Annotated in this window: 17 protein-coding genes and 1 pseudogene; 16 read left to right on the top strand and 2 right to left on the bottom strand. The window is 51.5% G+C overall.

Annotation, left to right across the window (positions count from 1 at the left end; genetic code table 11):
• Positions 1-523: 523 nt before the first annotated feature.
• The 10 genes and pseudogenes from EKM70_RS00150 to EKM70_RS00105 all read left to right on the top strand — a co-directional run bounded on the left by EKM70_RS00150 (position 524) and on the right by EKM70_RS00105 (position 10,868).
• Positions 524-1,378, top strand: coding sequence for a DegV family protein (locus EKM70_RS00150; protein ID WP_057879151.1), 855 nt, complete (start codon positions 524-526; stop codon positions 1,376-1,378).
• Positions 1,379-2,458: 1,080 nt separating this feature from the next.
• Positions 2,459-3,094 carry a VTT domain-containing protein gene (locus tag EKM70_RS00145; protein WP_057879150.1) on the top strand — a complete coding sequence of 212 codons (636 nt, stop codon included), beginning with the start codon at positions 2,459-2,461 and terminating at the stop codon, positions 3,092-3,094.
• Positions 3,095-3,806: 712 nt separating this feature from the next.
• Positions 3,807-5,207, top strand: a complete 1,401-nt coding sequence (locus EKM70_RS00140; RefSeq protein ID WP_125544162.1) for an FAD-dependent oxidoreductase — start codon at positions 3,807-3,809, stop codon at positions 5,205-5,207.
• A 748-nt stretch (positions 5,208-5,955) separates the two neighbouring features.
• Positions 5,956-6,327, top strand: a pseudogene (gene trxA / locus EKM70_RS00135) (thioredoxin); the annotation flags it as partial.
• Positions 6,327-6,590 (top strand): metal-sensitive transcriptional regulator, encoded by a 264-nt coding sequence (locus tag EKM70_RS00130; protein WP_057878431.1) that lies wholly within the window; start codon positions 6,327-6,329, stop codon positions 6,588-6,590. The pseudogene trxA and the gene EKM70_RS00130, both read left to right, overlap by 1 nt.
• 253 nt (positions 6,591-6,843) lie before the next feature.
• Positions 6,844-7,623, top strand: coding sequence for a (S)-acetoin forming diacetyl reductase (locus tag EKM70_RS00125; protein ID WP_057878432.1), 780 nt, complete (start codon positions 6,844-6,846; stop codon positions 7,621-7,623).
• Positions 7,624-7,723: 100 nt separating this feature from the next.
• Positions 7,724-8,116 (top strand): fluoride efflux transporter FluC, encoded by a 393-nt coding sequence (locus tag EKM70_RS00120; RefSeq protein ID WP_057878433.1) that lies wholly within the window; start codon positions 7,724-7,726, stop codon positions 8,114-8,116.
• Complete coding sequence (locus EKM70_RS00115) at positions 8,116-8,475, top strand: fluoride efflux transporter FluC (protein ID WP_057878434.1); 360 nt, start codon at positions 8,116-8,118, stop codon at positions 8,473-8,475. Before EKM70_RS00120 ends, EKM70_RS00115 begins: the two co-directional genes overlap by 1 nt.
• A 69-nt stretch (positions 8,476-8,544) precedes the next feature.
• Positions 8,545-9,375 carry a DUF1129 domain-containing protein gene (locus EKM70_RS00110; protein ID WP_057878435.1) on the top strand — a complete coding sequence of 277 codons (831 nt, stop codon included), beginning with the start codon at positions 8,545-8,547 and terminating at the stop codon, positions 9,373-9,375.
• A gap of 824 nt (positions 9,376-10,199) precedes the next feature.
• The gene (locus EKM70_RS00105; RefSeq protein ID WP_125544158.1) at positions 10,200-10,868 is read left to right on the top strand and encodes a hypothetical protein; all 669 of its coding nucleotides are present in this window, start codon (positions 10,200-10,202) and stop codon (positions 10,866-10,868) included.
• Between the two features lie 76 nt (positions 10,869-10,944).
• On the opposite strand, the gene EKM70_RS00100 is transcribed toward EKM70_RS00105, so the two are convergent.
• Positions 10,945-11,934 carry an LCP family glycopolymer transferase gene (locus EKM70_RS00100; RefSeq protein WP_057878437.1) on the bottom strand — a complete coding sequence of 330 codons (990 nt, stop codon included), beginning with the start codon at positions 11,932-11,934 and terminating at the stop codon, positions 10,945-10,947.
• A gap of 204 nt (positions 11,935-12,138) precedes the next feature.
• Between EKM70_RS00100 and EKM70_RS00095 the strand changes: the two genes are divergently transcribed.
• Positions 12,139-12,612: an S-ribosylhomocysteine lyase gene (locus EKM70_RS00095; protein ID WP_125544156.1), complete on the top strand. Its 474-nt coding sequence runs from the start codon at positions 12,139-12,141 to the stop codon at positions 12,610-12,612.
• A gap of 407 nt (positions 12,613-13,019) precedes the next feature.
• On the opposite strand, the gene EKM70_RS11555 is transcribed toward EKM70_RS00095, so the two are convergent.
• The gene (locus tag EKM70_RS11555; RefSeq protein ID WP_263853575.1) at positions 13,020-13,154 is read right to left on the bottom strand and encodes a hypothetical protein; all 135 of its coding nucleotides are present in this window, start codon (positions 13,152-13,154) and stop codon (positions 13,020-13,022) included.
• Positions 13,155-13,283: 129 nt separating this feature from the next.
• Between EKM70_RS11555 and EKM70_RS00090 the strand changes: the two genes are divergently transcribed.
• From EKM70_RS00090 to EKM70_RS00075, 5 genes are all read left to right on the top strand, one after another.
• Positions 13,284-14,381: a hypothetical protein gene (locus EKM70_RS00090; protein ID WP_225416340.1), complete on the top strand. Its 1,098-nt coding sequence runs from the start codon at positions 13,284-13,286 to the stop codon at positions 14,379-14,381.
• A gap of 273 nt (positions 14,382-14,654) precedes the next feature.
• Positions 14,655-15,002 carry a hypothetical protein gene (locus EKM70_RS00085; RefSeq protein WP_057878439.1) on the top strand — a complete coding sequence of 116 codons (348 nt, stop codon included), beginning with the start codon at positions 14,655-14,657 and terminating at the stop codon, positions 15,000-15,002.
• 18 nt (positions 15,003-15,020) lie between these two features.
• Positions 15,021-15,356: a hypothetical protein gene (locus EKM70_RS00080; protein ID WP_057878440.1), complete on the top strand. Its 336-nt coding sequence runs from the start codon at positions 15,021-15,023 to the stop codon at positions 15,354-15,356.
• Between the two features lie 516 nt (positions 15,357-15,872).
• Positions 15,873-16,076, top strand: coding sequence for a hypothetical protein (locus tag EKM70_RS11450; RefSeq protein WP_225416339.1), 204 nt, complete (start codon positions 15,873-15,875; stop codon positions 16,074-16,076).
• A 621-nt stretch (positions 16,077-16,697) separates the two neighbouring features.
• The gene (locus EKM70_RS00075) at positions 16,698-17,795 is read left to right on the top strand and encodes a hypothetical protein (protein WP_057878442.1); all 1,098 of its coding nucleotides are present in this window, start codon (positions 16,698-16,700) and stop codon (positions 17,793-17,795) included.
• Positions 17,796-18,084 lie beyond the last annotated feature (289 nt).

The raw sequence follows: 18,084 nt of genomic DNA, 5'->3' as shown, positions 1-18,084 counted from the left end.
CAGTCGAAACGGTGCGAATAAGAGCAATTTCGTGTGACTGGGTCGTACGACAGACTTTGATTCCATTCGTAAGTATAGGCTATTGAGCCGCAATGTCAACCTTGAGGGGTATTAATTTTGGGCGCCCAAACATTTATGTTTATAAAAAGTTGTCTTTTAAGTCACCCGTGGTCGATGGTTATTCTGACAACCGAAATATTTCTGATTCCGGTTTCATGGTTGCCAGACGTGGTCGTTGCGTTTGTCGGTGAGGGGAGTCCCGATAGTCAAATCAGCCCAAACGAATAGAAAGAACGAATACCTGAATTAGTGAAAATTGATAGATGCTGGTCAAAATATTTTTTGATTGCACTTAGTATAGGGGGAAACTATCGAATTAGCCGGTTTGGCGAAGGCAAATTTACTGCTTGGTAAAGGGACTTCCAGAACAAACAACAGATGATCTAGTTTCAATAACTAGGTAATTGCGTTATAATTACGATTATTATCAAAGAACGATACTAGGAGAAACGAGGTAACAGTCATGTCACAAGAAAAGATTGCCATTTTGGTAGACTCATGTTCTGATGTTCCAGCCGACGTCCTTGAAGCGGCGGACATGGCCTTAATGCCCATGAACGTGATTTTCCGCGACCGGGCTTACGAGGATCGGGTCACCATCACCCCCACGGAATTCTATCGGCGCCAGGCCAACGAGAAGGCCACCACGGCGAGTCCGACTGGCAAGCACATCATGGAGGCCTTAGAACGGATTCAAGAATCCGGGTACACCCACGTGATTGCCGTCTGCATCTCGGCGGCACTGTCCGGGACCTACCAGGAAACGCAACTGTTGGCGGCGGATACCGATCTGACGGTGCACGTCATCAATACCCGGAGTGTGGGGATTGGGAGTGGCTTTGCGGCCATCTATGCGGCCCAGCTCCGCGATGCCGGTAAGTCCTTCGATGAGATTGTGGCGGAGGTGGAGCGGGTGACCGCTCAGACCAAGGTCTTCTTCTACGTGCCATCCCTGAAATACCTGCAGGCGGGTGGCCGAATCGGTAAGGTCGCCGGCATGGCCGGGACTCTATTAAATGTGAAACCAATTATTTCGTGTGATGAAGAGGGAATTTACTATCCCATCGCCAAGGTTCGCGGGACCAAGCGAACGCTAGGTAAGCTGTTAGACCTGGTTAACGACGCCATTGGCACCGCCAAACGGGTCAATGTGGCCGTCTGTGACGGGGCCGACCCGGACCTGCGAGAACGCGTTTTAACGGCCTTAAAAGCCGCCCACCCAAACGTGTTGGACTGGTATGCCGGGGATGTATCACCCGCACTTGGCGTGCACACTGGACCTGGGCTGATTGGTGTTGGGGTTCAGGTGTTGGACTAATTCTGGCTGGAGATGGTGAAGGCCGCCTCCTGGCGCCCAGCTAGGGGGCTGGAACGCGGTGGGCACCTCCGGCTACACTGGTGGCGAAATCAACACGGGTTTTGCCGTATCCTGGTTGCGGAGGTTAATTGCCTAACTGGACGCATGAGGCTGGTCTCGGCGGTGAAATGGTGACAGATGAATAGTCCCGTAAACCCAAAATAGCTGTCGGTCACAGGTGCCTTTAGTTAGGCTAAATCCGGTGGTTAGGGGCCTAGGTAGCTGACAGGCCCTGTTAGGCAGTCTTGCCAGCCGATCCCTGATTTCTGCGCCCCCTCTCCGATGGCACAAAAAAAGCCACGATATCGAGCTATCGCGGCTTGAGGGGGGATACGAGCAGGTTTCTTAGAAACTTTGGGGGAGTGCTAATTGCTGCTCGTAAAAAAGAGTAATAAGAATTGATGCAACTCAGCTAGTAGCGTCGTTGCTACTAACTTGCTTGTAGTGTAACCCCTGGCAAGATTAGGCGCAATTGATTGGTTTCATAAATTTACTAATAACTGGGAAGGGGCGTAATTAAGCCTCTTTGCGGACCTAAATTAGCGAGTTACTGAAAAATGTTGGGGCACACCTATTAGCGTAATTTGCGTAGGGTATAACTGAATTTAACGCCCATATGATAAGGGTTGACGGCCGCCAGAGAATAATCGGCGGTCGTTTTATCTGGAAAAATAGTCCCCGACTTTGTCGAAAATAACCGTATAATGGACCTGTGGGATAGAAAGGACGGCACTTAGCGACACTTTCGGCGCTGTGAGGCATGACCTGCCGCTGGATTTTACCAGTGGGGGTTGACCGTTGTTCGGAAATAGGTTTCATTACAGTCTGGTCACAGGCGGTAGGCTGACAAGGCCGTGTCACCTGACTTGATGAACCATAGAATTGTTTGGCGGCTTGACTATTATTGGTGACTTTGTCCCTAGAAAAGGTGAAAATTTGGCTATTTGTCGCGATTAAAGTTACAATAATCACCTGTTAATTGTTTATAGATATTCGGCTAATTTGGAGGAGTTGACCCCAGTTAGCGATGGAGGTTGTGACATGACGTTACTCGCTGAGATTTGGGCGATCATTTGGCATCCACTGAGTGTGCTGGTGCCCCTAACCAATCAGTTAGGGACCGGCATCTACCCGGTACTGTTTTTCTTAATATTTTTAGAGTCGGGGATGTTGATCTTTTCCTTTATCCCCGGCCAATCGCTCCTGTTTATGGCGGGGTCGATTGCGGCCGCGCCAGAGTCGCGATTAAATATCTGGTGGCTGATCGTGATGTTTACGATGGCCGCTACCTTGGGGTCGGTCATTAAGTATCTGAGTACCGTTCACTGGGGGAAGCGGCAAGCCAAAATGATTGCGCGACTTCCCAATCAGAAAGTCGAACAGGCCACCGCGGCTTTTACCAACAATGAAGGTGAAACCCTGTTAATTGGGCGTTTCATCCCCTTCGTGGGTCTCTTCGTCCCCATCATGGCGGGGACGGCAGACATGGCCTGGCGGCAGTTTCGGATCTACAACCTCATTGGCAGTTTCTTATGGGTCTTTAGTTGTTGTGCGGTCGGTTACTTCTTCGGCAATACTCCGTTTATTCGTCAGAACTTCACCTGGTTGTTCCTGGTGCTGATGGTGGTTCCCGTCGTGGTCAGACGCGGCGTGACTGCTTGGCATCAGCGGGCTTAGGCATCCTTTAGGGGTGTCTTTTTTATTGAAAAAAAGGCAAAAAGAAAAGCCCCAAGCAACATGCGGATTGCTCGGGGCCATATTTAGGAATCTGTTAATAAATCACTTGTTTTGGGGGGAGTGCATCTATAGACAGTGATTCCTAACTTCTATCACAGTGCTTAAGGTCAGAACGTATCACGAACTAACTAGTGTTAATCATAATCACCGGCCAGTTTGTTAGCAAGCGAAATGTAACTCTTTTTAAAAAATGGCTAGATAATTAACTTTGCCGGGAATTTAGGGGCGAACCTGTCTCAATTTAGGTGAGGTTGATTAACGGCGACAAACAGTTACTAATTGCTGTTATCACGCGATAAGTGGCAAGGATGAGTTGCGATGAAAGCGGTTGAAAAAGCCCCGTTTTGACAAGGGGGTAGATCGATCATGGTATCGACGGCCGGTGTGGGGGCCAAACATGAAGCTTGCAATACAAATATTCATGTAATTATGGCTAAACCGCGTCATACCGGGGTTTATAGCTAAAAAGGATCAGACCAATCCTCAGATTCTAAGCTAAATTTTATGTGTAAGTTGCACATAATGCCGTCATTTTTAAAGAAGTGTGAGGAAATAACAGTTATTTTAATGTTTTTCAAGACGAAGTCATTTATCTTTCGCTAACTTTCAAGTAGACTAGCGGTAGAATCGTTTTTCGTGTAGGAGGGTAAACATGAAAGTCATCATTGTTGGTAGTACACACGCTGGTACGAATGCAGCGTTACAAATTTTACAAGATCATCCAGAGACGGAAGTTACCATTTATGAACGGCATACGAATGTTTCTTTTCTGTCTTGTGGGATTTCTCTGTTCCTAGACGGACAAGTCAAACATCTAGAAGACATGTTTTATTCTTCCCCGGAACAATTAACCGAAGCTGGGGCAAAGGTGTTGACGCGTCACAACGTCATCAAGATTGATTCCGAGAACAAGACCGTTCAAGTGGTCGATATGGACTCTGGGGACATGAAGACGGATACTTATGACAAATTAATCATGGCCACCGGGTCAACGGTGACGGTCCCACCAATCTTTGGGATCGACGAAGACAAGGTCATGTTATGTAAGAATTACGAACAAGCCGTGGCCATCGACAAGGCCGCTAAGGATAACAAGCGAATTGCCATTATCGGGGCTGGTTATATCGGAACCGAATTGGCTGAAAGCTATGCACGGACGGGTCACGATGTCCAATTGATTCAATCCCGTGACATCATCTTGAACCACTACGTCGACAAGGGCCTCTCAGATCACATCGTCAGCATCCTTACCGATGAAGGGGTCAAAGTGCTCTTGGATCGGCGCGTCACTTCCTTTACCGGGAATGACAATGGCGAACTGGTTATCGAAACCACGAACGGGGACTTCACGGCCGACTTAGCCGTGGTTTGTACCGGGTTCGTACCAAACACCGAACTCTTACGGGGTCAGGTTGAAATGAACAAGCAAGGCGCAATCATCATTAACGATTACGTCCAAACGTCGAACCCAGACATCTTTGCCTGTGGGGACGCCAGTGTCGTTAACTTCAATCCAACTGGTAAGCCAGCTTACACGCCACTTGCCACCAACGCCGTCCGTCAAGGAATGTTGGCCGGGATTAACGTGTTCGGCAATATCCAAAAATACATGGGGACGCAAGCCACGTCAGCCATGGTCATCTTCGGTCGGACGTTAGCCTCAACCGGATTGACCATCGATCATGCCTTAAACGCCGGCTTCGATGCCGATCAAGTGACCTTCGAGGGCACTTGGCGGCCAAGCTACATGCCAACGACTGACGACCTGACGATTAACCTGGTCTACAACCGGAAGAATCGGCGGATCTTAGGGGCCCAATTCTTCAGTAAACATGAAGTTGCCCAGTCCGCTAATGCCATCTCGATTGCGATTCAAAACCGCAACACGATTGATGACTTGGCCTTCGTCGACATGCTGTTCAATCCAAACTTCGACGACCCATTCAACTACCAGAACTTGGTAGCCCAACAGGCCGTGGAAAAGGAAACGAAGCGTGGAAACAACCATCCACGCCTGACCGCTGGGGTCGACAAGGACCCAGAGGAAGCTTAATCTGACTATTTGAATCTTTGAACCGAGACCTCGTGTCTCGGTTTTTTTGATCTTGGCGGTATTGGGCCGCCTGCGGTGGCCAGGGTCTACGTCCTGTGGGGCACGCCCGAAGCCAAAGGGCGGTCTTCGGACTCGCACTAAGCCCCACAAAAGCGTGGGTCTTAGCGACGTCCCGGGCTGTAAGGCCGGCAGGATCGCCGACCCAACAGCCCCGACACAGGGCTCCGACCCTGGCCCCTCCGGCTGAGAGTGGTCGTTGCCAAATACTGAGACGTGTTTGGCTCTCCAAAATGAATGATGGCGTGGCCTCTGTGTCCTGGTCGATTGTGTTCTGACATTCAATGAGCTTTGGTAATCGTGGCGTCGGCGTGCTCTTCCAAATTTTGAGTTGTTCTATTTCATCCAGTTCGGAAAAATAGGATTGTTAGATATAGCTTGTTGAGAATTTGTTGACCACGGTGGCATGTTCATAGTTGGAATGGAACCAACAAATTTCCGAAGTAACGTCAGTGTCAGCCTGGAGGGTGGTGGCTGGGAGGCTCAGCCGTGTCGTGATTGTTAGGTGGCGTCTTTGGCCGCCTTACAATCAGGCCGCTGGGGGAGACCGCTCTTTGGCTTCCCAACGTGCCCACCGCGTTCCAGCCTCCCAGACACCGCCCGGAAGGCGCGGCAGAGCACTTCGTAGCCGTTATTTAACATGAAAGTAACTCAATAAGAATGCAAAACCCTAGCCAAAACATACCTACGGGGGTATACTGATTTCACGATCAAATTTGAAAAGGGGTACGCAGACATGCAAGCAATTACCAGTAAGGATTTCGAACACGTGGGGGACGACACCGCCGTCACTGTTGTCGACTTTTGGGCCACTTGGTGTGGGCCATGTAAGATGCAGACGCCAGTTTTAGAGGCGTTAGACAAGGAATACGGCGACCAGGTGAAGTTTGCCTCCCTCGACGTGGACCAGAACCAGGACCTCGCGCAGTCGCTGGGAATCATGAGTATTCCTTCGTTGGTGGTCTTCAAGAACGGTATGCCAACGGAAAAGGTCGTGGGTTTCCATCCTAAGGCCGCGTTGAAGAAGTATATCGATGAAAAATTAACTGAGGTGAGTGCTTAATGGTTCAAACGACTTCTAGTCAATTGAAGAATCGCCTGCGTCGCGCCGATGGCCAGCTGCAGGGAATTGTAAAAATGGTCGATGAGGGACGTCCCTGTCAGGACATTCTGACCCAACTCGCCGCCGTTCGTTCCGGCGTGGAACGGATGATGGGGGTTGTGGTGGCAGAAAACGTCAAACAGTGTGTCAGCCAGGACCAACTCACCGATGACCAACAGACGGAGCTTCAAGCCGCCTTGGATTTGGTGGTTAAGACGCACTAATTAAAAGCAGATTTAAGAAGCAGGCAGAAATCGCAATCAGCGGTTCCTGCCTGCTTTTTGTTAGTTTCGTCACAATGAGTCCTTACTGTTTGGTGGGTCGAAAGGCGTCACTGACGACGTTTGAACTGGTAAACCCATTTGATGATCTAGCGAGTTAAGATTCCTGAAGTGAAATCGGTTTCATTGCCTCATCCTTTCCGGTAGAATGAGGGTGTACCTGTGAATCTACTTATTCTGAAGGAGTGAATGGCACATGGCATCAAATGGTAAAGTAGCAATGGTTACTGGCGGTGGACAAGGAATTGGGGAAGCCATTTCCAAACGTTTAGCCAGCGATGGGTTTGCGGTTTCAATTGCCGATTTGAACTTAGACAATGCCAAGAAGGTTGCCGCTGACATCGAAGCCGATGGTGGCAAGGCGTGCGCCGTGAAGGTCGATGTAGCCGATCGCGACAGCGTCTTTGCCGCGGTCAACGCGACGGCCGATGAACTCGGTGGGTTTGACGTGATCGTCAACAATGCCGGCTTAGGGCCGACGACGCCGATCGATACGATTACCCCAGAACAGTTTGATTTAGTGTACCACGTGAATGTGGCCGGAACCCTGTGGGGCATTCAGGCTGCACACGCCAAATTAAAGGAACTCGGGCATGGCGGGAAGATTATCAACGCTACCTCGCAAGCTGGGGTGGTCGGAAATCCAAACTTAGCCTTGTACAGTGGGACTAAGTTTGCCATTCGGGGGATTACCCAAGTGGCTGCCCGGGATTTAGCCGCCGAAGGTATCACGGCAAATGCCTATGCACCGGGAATTGTGAAGACGCCGATGATGTTTGATATTGCTCACAAGGTCGGGCAGAATGCTGGTAAGGACGACGAGTGGGGCATGCAGACGTTCGCCAAGGATATCACCCTGGGTCGCCTGTCCGAACCCGAAGATGTCGCCGCCGGAGTCGCCTTCCTCGCCGGTCCCGATTCAAATTATATTACTGGACAAACGTTAGAAGTCGATGGTGGGATGCAGTTCCACTAAACGTTGAATGATTTGATGATTCATGGGGACGCCGCAGTGGTCGCGACGTCCCTTTTTGCTATAATGAACTAATCCGTTTCAAAACAAAGGACGTGAAGGTGTGGCAAATGTACTGGCGATTCTAATCTGTGGCTTCCTGGGTGGGAGTCTGCGTTACTGGCTGGGGGAGGTTATCCCAACCGGTGCGGGCTTTCCCTGGAGTCTAGTGCTGATCAACCTGCTCGGCAGTGGCCTGTTAGCCTGGTTGTCACACGCTCGACGATTGACCGCCAAGTGGCCGGAAGCCTTGACCGTGGGCCTCGGGGTCGGCGGTGTGGGGGCCTTTACGACCTTCTCCACGTTCAGTCTGACGACGGTTAACCTGCTCGAAAAGCAACAGTGGGGGCTGGCGACGGCCTATCTGGCGGTCACCGTTCTTGGTGGCCTGGTCTGTAGCACTCTGGGTGTCTGGAGTGCCCGTCGTTGGTGGGGCCTACCTCTGGTGGAACCTTGATGGCCGCGTTGGCCGGCCTGGGTGCCGCAGCGGGTGCACTGAGTCGTTATGCCACGACGAAATGGGTGACCGGTCGCTGGGGAAATCGGTGGCCATTTGCCACGCTAGTGATCAACTTATTAGGGAGTTTATTACTGGGCCTGCTCACCGGCTGGCATTGGGGCACCTGGCCAACCGTTATCTTGGGCACCGGGGTCCTCGGCGGTTTCACCACCTACTCGACCTTCAGTCACGAACTGGTCATGTTGCTCGACCAACGTCGCTACGGCGCCGCACTGGGCTATGGGCTGGCTAGCGTCGGCGGTGGTCTACTCCTGGCCGCACTGGGCCTGTTCGTTGGTCTGCGATTTGCGGGATAAATTAATGGCGTTTGGCAGGTAACTTCCTTATCATGGGATTAGTGAATATTTGTGAAAGGTGTGTCGGTCGTGGCGCGAATCGCAACAATTATTAAGGAAAATGCAACGCTACGAGACCAACTGTCCCCGGAAAACCGGGCGTACTGGGATGATCTCGTGGAAAATATGCGCCAACAGGCCAAGTTCAGTAAGGAAACCGTGCTCCAGCGCGAGCTGCACGACCTGTTGCCCGAAATTATCGCGGCGCAAAAGGCCGGACGCGATGCCGAAGACTTCTTCGGCGGCGGGCCCGCGACGATTGCTATCGCGTTAGGCAAGGCCGGCAGTCGCCGTCCCTGGTGGTGGAATTGGGATCTCTTGGTGCCGCTGTTAATTTTCACCTTGGGGACCATTTTACCCGGCGTCATTCTGCCCGCCGTGCCGCTTCAGCTATTGCTGGTGGGCGTGGAGTATGCGCTGTTCATCGTCGCCCTCGTCATTGGTATCTGGCTGACGCCGCGGTTTACCGAACGGGGCCGCGTCGTGGCGTGGCTGATCGTGATTATTGCCTTGCTCGTGGCGATGCGAATTGCCGCGAAGACGATTCCGCCGGTTGGCTTGGTTTACCTGACCCGCGGCGGTGGCAGTCTCGTACTGCTCATCTTTGCCGTACTGGTCACCGGCCTCACCTGGTGGCAGAACCACGTTCATCCAAATTCCTGGTTGCCCGCTGTGTTGGGTAGTCTGTGGATTACGACTTTTCTGGGCTTGTTGGCCCGGGTGCCCGCGACGTCTGGTCTGATGGTCACGGCTTCTGGAAACCTGCTGATCGCCTTGGGTACATTGCTCGGGGATGCTAGCGTTCTGATCATTGGCTGGCATATCTGGCAGGCGCGGCAACATCAAACGACTAACGATTAATGTGTTGGGTGGCTCGATCGAGTTGCCCTTTTTTACTGGGATCTGTTTTCACTGGGGATTAAGACCGCGCCTCCGGGCGGTTCCGTAGGGGGCTGGAACGTAGTGGGCACGACTTGAAGCCTTTCAAAGGGCGAAAGTCTACAAGCTCGGCCTTTGCCTAAGCGGCCAAAACCACGCCACTAAGGCAAACGACACCACTGAGCCCCCTACGGAACCACCCTGCGGCTGAGATCGGCGGATTAGCTAGTCGAGGTGAACTAATCCATAGGACAGTTTCACGAAGCTTTCTTATTAATTGATTAATCAAGATTGGGTGATCATACGCGAGGTATTGAATTTCAGTTTAAAGAAATACAAAAATACCGTGCTCTGTGCTATAATCAGCGCAGAAACACGGTAGACGTAGAGCAACAGCTTACCTAATTACATTGCAATGCAAAGAACCGGGCAGACGGCCAAGTTAGCGACGGTTCTTTTCTTTTGCTCTGATGACTTTGGCATAAGCCGTTAGCACTTTTGCAAAAGCGTTCAAGACTGCGGCAATTCCGAACAGAAAAGCCGACAAACCTATCGCACAAAGCTTAAGATTAAGTTTCAGCTTTAAACAGAAAAAATTAAAACACAGGCCCTCAAGAGTTTTCCAATCTTGAGGGTCTGTTCATATCTCACCCGTTTTAGAAGACGATTCAGCAAAAGAGGAGATCCATGCTATACTGTTAATATATTTGAGATTGAAGGGACTCCTCCGGATGAGCAAGAAAATTGAACAAAATGGTGATTCAATAGGAAAAAGAGCGGGTAACCGCAAGCATTCTCACAAGAAAATGATGTGGGTAATTCTGGTAGTTGTGGCCGTGCTGGTCATTGGCCTAATTGGGGTCCTTCTGATGAAACATCATTCCGATGCCAAGCAAGCGGAATTGAAGACCGAACTGGCTTCCGTCCGCTCGGAATCGAAGGCTAAGCAGTCGGAATCGGTCAAGGCAGCCAGTGCCTCACGCGTCAGTGCTAAGCAAGCGAAGAAGGCGGCCGAATCTTCACAAGCCGCTGCCGATTCGGCGAGTGCCTCTAGTGACGCACAGAAACAGGCAGACCAGTCGTCGCGCGCAGAGACCAAGAAGTCCCAGGCGGCCACAGGTTCCATTAAGAACGCGATTCAGAAATACTTCACTGCTTATCAGATTTTCGTCGTCACGGAGAAAACTGACAAGCAACGGGCCCAAGAAATGGGAAAGTACGCCACGTCCAGCGCAGTTGAAGATTTAATTACCAAGCGCCAACAGAATCAAGCCGATCAGGCATCCGTCAAGGGAACCTACTCGTGGACCAGACCCATGCAGATTACCCGCAACGGTGGTCAGTCGTATACGGTGGTGTTGTATTACACGTTGGTCGTCAACCATAACAGTTCTAAATACAAAGATACCTATTCGGTTGAAACCAATGGCAAAGAACTCACGCACGTCAAGCAGGAGTCGGCCGAGGCTCTCTAGACTATTGAAAAATTAAAACAACTTAAAATGGACCGCCGGACGATTTGTTCTGGCGGTCCATTTGTCTAGTTTTTGGCTAAAATACCAAAGGATCTAACGCATCCGTCTGGAAGTTCCCCACCGCCGGCAAGTTCAGGGCCCGTCGCAGACTGTTGGACACTTGGTCGATCTCGGATTGTGGCGCCACCTGGTAGTCGATGCCATTCAGAATAGCTGGCTGCCCTTGAAGCGTTTGGGAGTCGATGTGGCGGCTGGTGTGGGCGTCCTTGAAACGTAGCCACATCAGGTCGTTGAAGGTGAGGTTCGTTTGGATGTTGTGTTGAAGCGACCCCAGCACGGTTTGGTAGCGGGGGATGGAACTGATGCCGGCTTCCTTGACCACGAGCGCCTTGATCAGCTGGCGTTGTCGGGCTTGGCGGCCGTAGTCGCCCAAGGGATCCTGGTCACGCATCCGCGAGTAGGCCAGAGCGCTGGCTCCATTGAGGTGAATCTTCACGCCCTTGGTCACGTTGGCCTGTTCGTAGTGGAAGGTCAGCAGTGGCTTGACCGTGACGCCCCCGACGGCGTTAACCATCTGTTTCAGACCGCCCATGTTGAGCAAAACGTAATAATGAATTGGAATATCCACCAGGTGTTCGACGGTCTTCAGCGTCGTTTTAGCGCCATATAACGGATACGCCGCATTGATCTTTTCATCGTCTTGTTGGCTCCCGTAGATGTCGACCAGCGTGTCGCGAGGGATGCTGGTTAGCTTGGCCGTCTGGGTCTGCGGATTAATCGTGGCGACAATCATGGTATCCGTCCGCCCGACGTCGTGCCGCCCCAGAGCGCCGGTGTCGGTTCCGAGAAGGAGAACGGCGAAGGGCTTGCCGCTGGTAATCAGGCTGTCATCGGGATGAATCCCGGCGGATTGGTAGGCACCGGCAAAGGTGTTCTGTGCGGTCTGCCAGGCGTGATACCCCCACAGACCGATTAGCGCTATAAGTAGGCCAACAAGGGCCATGATCCGCCGCCAGTGATGCTGCCGAACTAACAGGTGGCGTGGCTTTGAGCTAAGTTGACGCATGGCAAAGGCCCCCTTTCGTCAATTTGCCCCCAGTATAGCGAGGACCACGATAAGGGGATGGTGACGTGCCCAGTTTTGATCAAATTCGGACTAACCAAATGGTCAGGAGACCACGTCATTTACCCGTCCAAATTATTAGCCAGGGTGGCCGTTAGGGGTGTACAGTAAAGGAGTACCCACAATCTCAAAAGGAGTTGGCAAATAATGGCAAAAGTTGAAAGTTTTACGTTAGATCACACCGCTGTTAAGGCACCATACGTTCGTTTGATTACCCGGGAAACGGGGACCAAGGGTGACGTCATTTCCAATTTTGATTTACGGTTAGTCCAACCGAATACCAATGCGATTCCAACGGCTGGCTTACATACGATTGAACACTTGTTGGCGGGCTATCTCCGTGACGAGATGGACGGCGTCATCGACTGTTCACCATTCGGCTGTCGGACCGGTTTCCACCTGATCACTTGGGGTGAACAATCTACCGAAGAAGTTGCTAAGGCTTTGAAGGCTTCTCTTCACAAGATTGCCTTTGACACGGAGTGGAAGGATGTTCAAGGGACCGACAAATACAGCTGTGGGAACTACAAGGACCACAGTCTGTTCTCCGCCAAGGAATGGTGCAAGGACATTCTCGACAAGGGGATTTCTAAGGATCCATTTACCCGCGAGGTTATCTAGATTTATTAGAGCCGGTAGGCTCGTTAATAGATAATGACCGCGCCTCCGGGCGGTTCCGTAGGGGGCTGGAACGTAGTGGGCACGACTTGAAGCCTTTCAAAAGGCGAAAGTCTACAAGCTCGGCCTTTGCCTAAGCGGCGAAAACCACGCCACTAAGGCAAACGACACCACTGAGCCCCCTACGGAACCACCCTGCAGCTGAGATCGACCACTGAACTTAGATAGTGGTGCTGGCTACTGACGATTACGATAGGGCGACAAGGATCGCGTTCGATTGATAAGGTTCCTTATCGAGTGGACGTGTCTAATTGGAGCACTTATTGTCTGAGTGTTCAGGTAGGTTTTCAAAACCACCGTTGCCCGGCGATCAGCCTGGAGGGTGGTTCTGAGGAGGCTCAGCCATGTCGTTATTGTTGGTTGGCGTTCTTGGCCAACTTACAATAAGGCCGCTCGAGGAGACCGCTCTTTGGCTTCCCGACGTGCCCATGGCGTTCCAGCCTCCTCAGGGCCACCCGGAAGGCCGCCACACCATCAGTCTGCATTAAAAAATCACAAACCAGGACGCGTCAGATCACCCATTCGTGGGAGTTCTGGCGCGTTGTTTATGCCTAAAGTTTGCGATATAATTTAGTTCGGTTATTAGTTTATTTATGGGGGAAGCGATCATCATTTTGAAGAAGAAACACTTGGGACTGGTTCTGTTAGTATTGGGGATCGTCCTGGGGATTAGCGCGGGCATTGACGTTTCCGCGCAGGCCGCGGTCAAGGTTTACCACCAGACTGCGCCGGCACTCACGGTGGGGAAGTTGCGGAAGGTCGATGACCACGCCGTACACTACGTGAAAATGCCGAAAACCTACGTTCATGGTAACTTACATAGTCCCAATCAGATTCGGCGAATCAAGGGTGCCAAGATGAATTTCAAGACGAAGTACCTCTTGCCGTATCCGGGATACAAGAATCAGGCTTGGGGCAATCCGCAGAGTCTGACCACTGATGGCCGGTATTTCTACGTGATTTACTGTCCGACCAGCTGGAAGAATCGCGGACGTGTCGTCCGTTATGATAAGCAGAAATTAGATAAGATGGGTGCGACGCCGATCGAGGTTCAAACGGCATATACGCAAACCAACGAACGGGAACTGGCGATTCGCAAGGCCGTTAAAGTTGGCCCGGCATTTACCACCGGTCACGGGCAGTCGTTGGCCTATGACTGGAAGCACAAACGCCTCTACATGTGGATCGACAAGGAGTCTGCGCCGCGCGTACCCATGAATCAATATGGCTATATCGCCCAGATTAGTGGGAAGTCACTGGCGCCGATTCATAAGATTCGTTTCAAACTCAAGTCGGGGCACGTTTCCAAGCCCGGTGGCCACGTGCTGACGTTTGACCGCTACGGCAATGCCTTCTTCTGGACCAAGCCAACCGTGCATACCGCGCTGATCTACAAGGGGACCATTTCGCGGAAGAAGGTTCACTTCCGCATGACCAACCAGCTCCTGAAGCAAAATCCGGGGACGCGCCTGCAGAGCATGGCGTACAACCCGCACAATCGGCGGCTATATCTGGTTGCGGACGACTCCATCGCGAGCTTCCCGGCCAAGTCGCTGGTGGGCAAGGGCAGTCTGAAGAATAAGCAGTTCAAATGGACTGAGTTCTCACCCAAGCTGGAGTTTGAGGGCCTGACGTTCACCAAGGACGGCACCCCATATCTCCTGACCAATCACCATCCTGAGTTGTTCGTTGGGGACCGGAATTGGTGGTAGGAAAAACAGAGTGCGAGCCAAGGCGGTTAGGGGACGAGCATTAACGTCGCTAAGTTAATAATCCCGGGTTTGGATTATTGGCTTAGCGGGGTTAAGCGGAATCCCCTGCCTTGGGGAACACGTTTCGGCCATGTGAAATCCAAAGCTGTGACTACGGTCGCAGTTTTTTTACTAAACTAGTTTAGATATTTTATAAGTTTATAGCCGATAAGAACACCCCCTCACAAGATGGCGTATGATAAGCCTAACAACAAGGGATGGGGGATGAGCATCGTGGCAGAACACTTACATAGACGCCATTTTCTCTGGTGGTTATTTGGCGGGATCCTGGTTTTACTTGTGGCCGAGTTGTTGTTCTTCCTACCGGTGACGCCCAGAAATACGGTCCGCTTCACCATCTTACGTAATGGCCATCCACTTCAGGCATTTCAAGGCCATACCGTCAAGGAGTCACGGACCGATACGCGCACGTCTTCTGGCAAACGCACATGGGATTATTACCGTTTTGACCACAAGGTGCTGTCTTATTCGGGTGGCTATGACAGCAATGAGGTCGGGATTTGGCGGCCAGCGGGACACCTCTTTTACCACGGCACTTTGACCTTTGACGTCGGCGCTTAAACGAACGGAGGAATCGTGATGAAACAAACGCAGCAAAAGTCAGGGAATATGCGGCGACGAGCCGTCATTCTCTTAGGAATTCTGATTGTGGCGGTGGCGTGCTTGTTTATCCCGTATACGCCAAGTAACGCGGTTCGCTTGAGCATTGCCCAGCACGATCAGCCCTTAAAGAGCTTGTTGATTTATCCGGTCAAATTGAAGGATACCGAGGGACGGAAGTATGCCGCTCACAGTGACTGGGACTATTATCACGTCCAGTCTACTGTTGGGACCGCCAAATTCAGTACCCGGGTGTTTGGGGTTCATAAGACTTCTGGCTCGGTGTTCTATACGGGGACACCGGTTAATGACTAACGGTTTAAGATCAAGTTTAAATTAGCCGCCTGCGGTTGCCAGGGATTCCGCCTGCTGTGGGGACGCTTCAGCCCCTTGGGCTTCTCGCTCGATTTGAAGTCACGAAGAGCACGTGTCTTCAAAGTCGCCCGGTGGCTCCATCCCTGGCCTCCTCCGGCTAGGATTGAACGCGTCGTTAGAAAATTGATGAGATTTAACTAGTTACGCTGCTTCAAGCAAATGATCAGATTTGGATGAAACGGCGTTTTTGAATAAGATGAATTAAGCCGTAAAAAATAGACCAAGCTCACAATGGCCTGGAGATGCATGAAGCTCCATGATTGTTGTGAACTTGGTCTATTTTAGTAACAAGCTAAATTGAACTGAGTGCTAGAAAAAAATATCAGAATCAGCAAAAAAGCTCTAAGCTAACCAAAGCAAACTGTGGTAGGCTTTATCCTGTTGTAGGGACTTGGTCATATCTTAGCGGCATCGAAGTCTAAAAAAGATGGAGATGGTGCTAGATCAAAACGTTTTTTGATGACACTAATTCCGCATATTACTGGGGAATTCGGCAACTTTATGAAAATGAAGTGGCTTGGATCAGCCTTCAAAGGGCTATCCGGCCTGTCGGAGCAATCACAGCTAAAAGGGATGACAATCATTCTGGTAGCTGTTGTATTCGCGGGAATTATTGGAATTCTCGGGATTCTTGTCATTGCTCTAAAATTGCTTGTGTAAAAGAAAAACCGTTTAGCGGGCAGCTAGAAACGGTTTAATGGTTTAAGACTGTTAAACTGTAACTCGATGTCGCTAGGCGGTATGGCCGTTGCAAGCAGGTCGTTACAGCTTGGAAGTATCAGGATTGCGTTCCTGATGCTTCTTTTTTCGTACATTTCAAGTTGCTGTGTACAAACTTATATTATATCAAGTTAAGTTCAACATCAAGCTAAGAGTAGTAGGACGGCCCTTATTTTTAAAGCAAGAGGATTGATACGAATATGGAAGACACACTTTTAGAAGTGTCAAGCTCTGAGTTTGAATTTAGCTCAGCCTCAGCCGGAGGGCACCGGACAGAACCCCCGTGTCGGTGGTCTTAGCCGAGGTTTTGTCTCGGCTTAGAGCACGGCCAACTTTGAAACTCGTGAGCTTCGAGGTTCAAGGTTGCCCTGAAGACCGTTCCTCAGGCTTCAGGTCTGCCCCACAGGGGTGGCGTCCGGTGCCCGCAGGCGCACGCCTTAACGATCCGAACTAAGCCATTCCCCATGAATTAGTAAGTTTCCCGCGTAATCGAAACCCTACAACGCCCCAGATCCAATCGACACCGGTATACTGGCGTCAAATATTAGGGGGTGGCCGGTTATGAGAAGAATCTATTTGTGGGGCGCGTTGGTTCTGAGCCTAGGCTTGGGCAGCGCCGGAACGGTATCTGCACACGCGATGAGTAGCGTTAGACAGTCATCGGCGGCCTTAGTGGCGCCGGGAAATTTGCGACCGTTAGAGGACACTCAAGTTCACTTTATTACGGCACCGAGCTCATATGCCGAGGCGGCTCATCCGCACGGTGTGAATACGATTGCCAGTGATGAGGGAACCGCAGTGACCTTCACGACCAAGTATTTGTTACCACAACCGGGCTACCGCAACGAGGCTTGGGGCGATCCCCAGAGCATGACGATGGTGGGCCACTATCTCTACGTGATTTACTGTCCGATGACTTGGCATAACCGGGGGCGCATGGTGCGTTTGGATATGGCAAAATTAGCGAGTCTAAATGCATCGCCACTGGACATCCAGCGGGTCTACCACAGTTCGGCGGCTAACGACAAGCACGAACAGGCCATCGCGGCGGCCATCAAGATTGGACCGGCTTTCGTGACCGGTCACGGCCAGTCGCTATCCTATGACTGGAAGACCCACCAGCTCTACATGTGGCAGGACCGTGAGTCCGCACCGGCCGTGCCAGTCAACCAGGAAGGTGTCATCCAACAGTTGAGTCAAACGAGCTTGAAGCCCGTGCACAAGGTGACGTTCCGGCTGAAGGCGGGGAGCTTCGCAGTTCCTGGCGGGCACGTGCTGGCATTTGACAAGCAAGGTCGAGCTTACTTCTGGACGCGGCCAAATGGCAACGAGGTTTACATCTACCAGGGGACGATTAGCCGCAACCATGTGCGCTTCCGGTTGACGCATCAGATCCTGGAACATGGGCCCGGCACCCACGTTCAGAGCATGGCCTACAACCCAAGTAACGGGCGCTTGTACCTGGTGGCCGACGAGTCTATCGCCAGCCTGCCGGTCAAGAAGCTCGCGGGTAGTGGTAGCCTGACCAGCGGGGATGTTCTGTGGACGCACTTCGCATCACGGCGGGAGTTCGAAGGGCTGAGCTTCGCCAGTGATGGTACGGCTTACCTGATGAGCAACCACCGGCCGGAGGTGTTCACGGCGCGGGAGTTCCAGTAGATTAGAGTGTGAGCCAAGGCGGTAGGGGACGAGCATTAACGTCGCTAAGCCGATAATCCCGGTTTTGGATTATTGGTTTAGCGGGGTTAAGCGGAATCCCCTGCCTTGGGGAACGCGTTTCAGAAGCAGCATCAACCCATTACAGCAACACAAAGGTGGTACCCAGAGCTAACTATCCGGGTGCCGTTTTTTATCCAAATTAAACTTTATTTTCCGCCCAAATTTTCCGTAATTACGCCCCAAACCCAAATTTCCCCAAACACCCGCCCAACTTCCCACCTCCGCGAAC

Source organism: Levilactobacillus lindianensis (assembly GCF_003946095.1).
Taxonomy (GTDB): Bacteria; Bacillota; Bacilli; order Lactobacillales; family Lactobacillaceae; genus Levilactobacillus; species Levilactobacillus lindianensis.
Note: the sequence above shows the minus strand (reverse complement) of the source record. Positions and strands in the feature narration are given on the sequence as shown.

Bases quoted from the DNA above. Each gene is read 5' to 3' on its own strand.
- EKM70_RS00150 (WP_057879151.1), top strand. From the start codon at position 524: ATGTCACAAGAAAAGATTGCCATTTTGGTAGACTCATGTTCTGATGTT.
- EKM70_RS00145 (WP_057879150.1), top strand. From the start codon at position 2,459: ATGACGTTACTCGCTGAGATTTGGGCGATCATTTGGCATCCACTGAGT.
- EKM70_RS00140 (WP_125544162.1), top strand. From the start codon at position 3,807: ATGAAAGTCATCATTGTTGGTAGTACACACGCTGGTACGAATGCAGCG.
- EKM70_RS00130 (WP_057878431.1), top strand. From the start codon at position 6,327: ATGGTTCAAACGACTTCTAGTCAATTGAAGAATCGCCTGCGTCGCGCC.
- EKM70_RS00125 (WP_057878432.1), top strand. From the start codon at position 6,844: ATGGCATCAAATGGTAAAGTAGCAATGGTTACTGGCGGTGGACAAGGA.
- EKM70_RS00115 (WP_057878434.1), top strand. From the start codon at position 8,116: ATGGCCGCGTTGGCCGGCCTGGGTGCCGCAGCGGGTGCACTGAGTCGT.
- EKM70_RS00105 (WP_125544158.1), top strand. From the start codon at position 10,200: ATGATGTGGGTAATTCTGGTAGTTGTGGCCGTGCTGGTCATTGGCCTA.
- EKM70_RS00100 (WP_057878437.1), bottom strand. From the start codon at position 11,934: ATGCGTCAACTTAGCTCAAAGCCACGCCACCTGTTAGTTCGGCAGCAT.
- EKM70_RS00095 (WP_125544156.1), top strand. From the start codon at position 12,139: ATGGCAAAAGTTGAAAGTTTTACGTTAGATCACACCGCTGTTAAGGCA.
- EKM70_RS11555 (WP_263853575.1), bottom strand. From the start codon at position 13,154: ATGCAGACTGATGGTGTGGCGGCCTTCCGGGTGGCCCTGAGGAGGCTG.
- EKM70_RS00080 (WP_057878440.1), top strand. From the start codon at position 15,021: ATGAAACAAACGCAGCAAAAGTCAGGGAATATGCGGCGACGAGCCGTC.
- EKM70_RS00075 (WP_057878442.1), top strand. From the start codon at position 16,698: ATGAGAAGAATCTATTTGTGGGGCGCGTTGGTTCTGAGCCTAGGCTTG.